The organism is Calothrix anomala FACHB-343 (assembly GCF_014696435.1).
Taxonomy (GTDB): domain Bacteria; phylum Cyanobacteriota; class Cyanobacteriia; order Cyanobacteriales; family Nostocaceae; genus Aulosira; species Aulosira anomala_A.
In genome coordinates this window covers 1-5,416 of record NZ_JACJQG010000140.1, presented here as the reverse complement: position 1 = coordinate 5,416, position 5,416 = coordinate 1, and the positions used below count along the sequence as shown (strand labels likewise).

General features: G+C 41.3%; 7 protein-coding genes and 1 tRNA gene. 4 read left to right on the top strand and 4 right to left on the bottom strand.

Annotated elements, in window-relative coordinates:
• A partial coding sequence (locus H6G08_RS37275; protein ID WP_206758307.1) for a hypothetical protein occupies window positions 1-216 on the top strand: 216 nt, incomplete at its 5' end.
• A 53-nt stretch (window positions 217-269) separates the two neighbouring features.
• Here H6G08_RS37275 and cutA read toward each other — a convergent pair.
• The 4 genes from cutA to H6G08_RS36710 all read right to left on the bottom strand — a co-directional run bounded on the left by cutA (window position 270) and on the right by H6G08_RS36710 (window position 3,375).
• A complete protein-coding gene (cutA, locus tag H6G08_RS36725; RefSeq protein WP_096645326.1) occupies window positions 270-602 on the bottom strand; it encodes a divalent-cation tolerance protein CutA in 333 nt (110 codons plus the stop codon).
• Between the two features lie 2 nt (window positions 603-604).
• Complete coding sequence (locus tag H6G08_RS36720) at window positions 605-1,684, bottom strand: helix-turn-helix domain-containing protein (RefSeq protein WP_190552219.1); 1,080 nt, start codon at window positions 1,682-1,684, stop codon at window positions 605-607.
• Between the two features lie 21 nt (window positions 1,685-1,705).
• Complete coding sequence (locus H6G08_RS36715) at window positions 1,706-2,557, bottom strand: hypothetical protein (protein WP_190552217.1); 852 nt, start codon at window positions 2,555-2,557, stop codon at window positions 1,706-1,708.
• A 161-nt stretch (window positions 2,558-2,718) separates the two neighbouring features.
• A complete protein-coding gene (locus H6G08_RS36710) occupies window positions 2,719-3,375 on the bottom strand; it encodes an Npun_F0813 family protein (protein ID WP_190552215.1) in 657 nt (218 codons plus the stop codon).
• 356 nt (window positions 3,376-3,731) lie between these two features.
• Here H6G08_RS36710 and H6G08_RS36705 point away from each other — a divergent pair.
• From H6G08_RS36705 to H6G08_RS36695, 3 genes are all read left to right on the top strand, one after another.
• Window positions 3,732-3,804: transfer RNA gene (locus H6G08_RS36705), tRNA-Arg, on the top strand.
• Between the two features lie 68 nt (window positions 3,805-3,872).
• Window positions 3,873-4,523, top strand: coding sequence for a group I intron-associated PD-(D/E)XK endonuclease (locus H6G08_RS36700; protein WP_190552213.1), 651 nt, complete (start codon window positions 3,873-3,875; stop codon window positions 4,521-4,523).
• Window positions 4,524-4,654: 131 nt separating this feature from the next.
• Window positions 4,655-5,164: a DUF2214 family protein gene (locus H6G08_RS36695; protein ID WP_242046452.1), complete on the top strand. Its 510-nt coding sequence runs from the start codon at window positions 4,655-4,657 to the stop codon at window positions 5,162-5,164.
• Window positions 5,165-5,416: the final 252 nt, after the last annotated feature.

The following is a 5,416-nucleotide window of genomic DNA, read 5'->3' as shown; positions in this document are numbered from 1 at the left end:
AAACGCCCTCACCCTATAAGGGTGGGGCTAGAAATACGAAGCCTGCCTTCGCAGGCTATCAAACTTTTAGCCTGCGAAGGCAGGCTTTGTTGGTATAGCAATACCCTTCTAGGGTATTGCGTCAAAATTGGGATGCTCCCCCGTCAACAGTCAACCGTCAACAGTTATCCGTCAACAGTCAACCGTCAACAGCAATACAAAAAAATTCCCCAATAAATAACCCCATCTCCGAGAAACTTCAAAAGATGGGGTTATTTATGTTGAATCGTCTAGGAATCGCCCTTGATTTGTTCCGCAATCCATTGCAGGTAAGGTTGAGAACCCGCAATAATGGGTAAAGCGATAATTTCCGACAACTCATAGGAGTGCAGTTCGCGAATTTTGGCTTCCAAGGTAGAAAATTGTGCCAAATCAGCTTTAATGAGTAACTGCCATTCATCTTCTGTGTGTATTTTCCCTTGCCAGGTGTAAATCGAGTGGATTGGCAATAGACTCACACAAGCAGCGAGTTTAGCTTCCACCAGGGCATTAGCGATCGCTTGTGCCTCTTGGACATTGGCGGCTGTCGCTAATACCACACCGTAGCCAGCAGGTATTTCCATAACTAAACCGGAGATAAGGAATATACCTGACCATCAATCAATAGCCGCGTGATGCCTTTAGCTTGGAGATGGGTACGCGCCTTGTGTAGCATTTTACTATCAGGCACTTTAATCACGCGATCGCGCTTGGTAGAAAAACGCTTGGCAACGCGATGGTTATCGAACACTGGTAAAGTTCTTTGCTGAGTTTCTAGGTTCGGAATTTGACCTAAATCGCCAAAGTCTCTCAGTGGTCTGGTAATTAATTCTGAGGATCTATCAATCACCAAATAGCAAGTTTTCGGCAACTGCGCTGAGGACAATGGTAACACCTGTACTGGTGCTTCCCCTGGTCTGCGCCTGGTGACTAAAGGTCTTGCTTCCTCATAGTCATCGTCCTCATCCTCATCATAGAACTCATCGTCTTCGTCTAAATCGTCCTCTAAATCGTCCAAATCCTCAGATTCATCCAACAAGTCTTCGCCTAGCATTTGCGCTAAAACGTTAGCTTGTGGCGGCTCATCATCTAAGATGCGGCTAGAAATATTGCCAACTTCTGCCCGCTTAGGAATCGGCAGGTTAGGAACTTCTGTTACTTTAGGAGTAGGCAGGCTGACGATTTCTGGTAGTTTCGGACTGGGAGCGCTAGGAACTTCCGGCGGCTTTTTGGGGATAATTTCTAGCTGTTGTGCGACGGGTTGCTTTTCTTTTGCTTCTGCTGAAGAACGCCGCCTTACCCGTCTATTAGCCTGATTGGATTCTAGGCTATCGTCTTCTTCTGATGCAGCTACTACTTTTTCTGGCTCAACCTTAGGCGACTCCACAATCGGTTTGTCGATTGTCGCAGTCTCTGGTTTAGGTGGTTGCTGAGTTAAAAGTGGTAACTGTTCGTAGTTTACCTGTGCCCTACCTTCAGGAGTTCTCGCAGCCCGTTTCAAAGAAACGAGATACTCGTACTCGTCTTCTGGCAAAGTACTTTTCAGTAAGCGGCTAATTGTCGAGTTACTCACGTCATAACGTTCTGCCAAAGTTGAGGTGGTTTCGGCAGATTCTCGATATAACTTAAGAATTTCTTGTTTGTCAGAATCAGTTAATTTTCTCACGGTAGACACCAAAAATCTTTGCTACGCTCTTTTTCTTCCTCGCTCCCGCCGCGATCGGCTCAGTGATGTGTCATATTCTAAGACAGCGCCCATACCAAATAAAACTCCACTAAAAACCCAAAACACTTCTAATATCTCTCCACTTTGATAATTGGGACCTTGAGCATATTTAAACCACATATCTGCAATGTAGAGCGAAAATGCCGCAGCTGCAATCATTCTCCATGATTGCGCAACTTTTCCTCCCCAAAAGGCTAAGAGCAAAGTTGTGGCGATAATCAAAATCGCTACATCGCTGACTATGTAGAACCAATTCAAAATGGTGCCTAACAACTCTAGTTCTTTGCTCTGTTGCAGCGAAATCCACCAAGCTAACAAACTACCAAAGACGCCAATGGCTAACACAATTAGCCATTGCCATTTTTCGAGATTGATTCGCCTGTGAGCTGCTGCTAAAATCATACCTGTACCAAGACACAGATAGGTTACTACAAAAAACACATCGCCAATCGAAACATCCGGTTCTTCTTTTAAGATTATTTCCGTATAACCGAAAAATATCCCCCCAAGGAAATAAGACAGCATACCTATGCCAATGGCGAGCCAAACATTGCGACCACTGACAATTTGCGGACTACGCCAATTCCTCAAGCATAAGATACCGGCACCCAGGTAAGCTAACGCTTCAAAAATATTTGTCCCAATTACATACCATTCGGCACGACTTTCTCCGCCATTTGCTCCTGGGACTTTAGCGCTAAACAATAAAAAGTATAGCAGTGCCAGTACAGCCCAGCCAATGCCAGCTAAAATCAGGTTCCCGGTTGAGAATATAGATTTAGAACGGTAAGAATTTTCGTAAGAACTACCCATAAGGCTTGATTATCTAAACAAAATTTGGCAGAATTTGACTTGCATGACTTTATAGGCAGGAGTTTCTCTAGAAACCAACTAGTCAATTGCTCTTGCCAAGAATGCACAATTAGCTGCCAAGAGCAAGTATCCGTGGCAACAGTTTTCCTAACTTGTCTATGCTATTGCCACAGTTTACTCATTGGAGATTGATTTAGCCAACTGATAAATAGCGATCGCTCTTCATCTGACATATCCTGTAACCTATCGACTACTGGATGAGCAAAGTTAGCATTACCAAAGTAAGTTTTACCCAGCTTATGGAGTTCTTGTAAAAAGGTAGTTACATGATTTTCTTGCCAATTGGGCAGGCTGTGGATGTCTAGCGGATCTTGCTTGAGCAAGAATTTTACTGCTTCTGGCGTAGTTGCTTGGGGAAGTTGCTTTTGTCGCAATATCTCCGTGATATCTTTTTCAAATAAAGTTGCTTGTTTAGCACCTAAAAAATCTTCAATGTCCATATACACAGCTTGCAATAGCAGCAGACTACCTTGGGTAAAAATTCCTGCTTTGCTGTGACTACCTGTATCACTTAGCTGTTCTAAACGGATTTTGCCCCAGACGCTAAAACGATCTGGTTCTTCCAACAATACACAGGCTTTACCTCGTTGATCCGTTAAGTCTCTCCACAAAGCTCTAGCTTCTTCCTCTTGGCTAGCTTTAAAAACACTAATCAAGCGAAATGTTTGCCCCTGATAGTGGATAACTGGCACTGGCTGATCCCGCTTCGGGTGCTGAATGCTTGATATTTCTACATCCTGCCGTTTGAGAATAAACATGGCACTAGCAAATAACTCCTCTCAGGGGCGTTCTCAATATGCGATCTATAATCTGATTTACCAGCATCGCCAAGAGTGCGATTACCTAGCATACTGCAGACGAAAACCTCGCGATCGCTAGAGGTTACTCTACAATAGACTACCCAGTATTGATTTATTCCAATACCCAAATTAGCCATTGACCATAAAATATATAAAAAAAATAGTCCATTTACTTGGTTTTCAATGTACATTCAGTAACCAGCGACTAGCATCTTAGCCTTCTTACTGGGAAATCTGCAATTTTCAATTGCTTATTGGTAAAGGAAAAGATATAATTAAACAAATGACTCTTGCAAGAGCCATCTTATTATTTTGGGCGCGTAGCTCAGTGGATAGAGCAATTGCCTTCTAAGCAATCGGCCGCAGGTTCGAACCCTGCCGCGCTCGTTTTGGTTAAATCCGAACCCTTAAGCAAATATCCATGATACGCTGATTACAGCGATTGAGGGTTCAATTTGCTGCATCACACAAAAAATAAAGGTGATATTGCTGCGATAAAAGCGATCGCAGATCTAACAGTCAAAGGCTATTTAATTCTCACACCTGTAGTGTGTGAGAATTTACCATTTGATTTTGTTGCTTATAAAGATGACAAATTTTATAAAATACAAGCTAAATATGCAGGAGACAACAGAGTAGTCAAGAGAACTATCTGGGTAGATAAGAATGGGATTCATCAGAAAAAATATCAAGCTGAAGACTTTGATTTTTATGCTGTTTATCTCCCTGATATCGATCAAGTTGTTTATCCTTCAGTTAACTTTAGTGGTTGCTACATAACCACCCAAATACCTAATTCAGCTACGCCGTTTTACTGGTGGGAAGATTTTATAAACTTTACTGAAGAAGCACCTAAGCGAACTTACAAAGAATTTGGAGTGGATTTAACAACTAGGAAAGTTAATCCAGACTCTAGAATTAATACCAGAAAAGTAGAACGACCATCAAAAGAAGAATTAGAAAAATTGGTGTGGGAAAAGCCTACAGCACAGATAAGTAGAGATTTTGATGTATCTGATAAGGCTGTAGAAAAGTGGTGTAAGGCTTATGGCATTGAAAAGCCACCTAGAGGATATTGGGTAAAGAAGGCTTTTAAGGGTAGTTAGATCGTGGTTTCCTATAGGAACCCAAGCTATATCTTACAGTAATCAAAGCCAGAAGCATCAACGCTATTTAATAAAAAGACAATTCTGTCTGAATAAATAGTTACTTTTTAGCTGCTTATCTTAGTGTTAGCTTGGAATTTCAAGTCATAGATAGCAACCTAGTAGAACTTAGAAATATTATGTGGGTAAGTGCGATCGTTGCGTATTTGCATTACTTAAGCTTTATCTTGTGTTTTGGTGCGCTGGTGTTAGAAGCATTTACCTTAAACAAAGATTTGAGTCTAAAAGAAGCTTGGAAAATTGTCATAGCCGATGCGATTTATGGTATATCGGCAATTGTTGTGCTGATTACAGGTATCTTGCGTGTTGTCTATTTTGGTAAAGGTACAGATTACTATTTACACAACCCAGTTTTTTACGTCAAAGTAGCAGCTTTTATCGTTGTGGGTTGTTTGTCTATTTATCCCACTGTTTCTTTTTTAGGTTGGTTGAAAAGTCTGTTACGAGGTGAAGTACCCAAGTTAGAATTAGCAAATCTGAATCGGATAATTTTGTTAATTAGGGCTGAATTAGTTGGCTTTATTCTCATTCCTTTATTAGCCGCGATCGTGGCTAGAGTAATAGGCATAAACTTCGCCTAAATAAATTTACAGCAAAATGCCAGTTGGTGAGGTACAGATAATAGTTAATTGTAGGGGCACTGGCACTGCCATGCCCTGAAGTGCGTACTATATGAACAATGATTTCTCTATAAATAACGAGTGCGATCGCACCGATTACCATGAACAGAAATGTTGAATCTCGATACAAAACTTTACATATTTGGTTAGAGTAATTCTAAAAAGCCTAAAATAGTCAACATAACATCATCTCCTCAAGCCAATGAACATAAC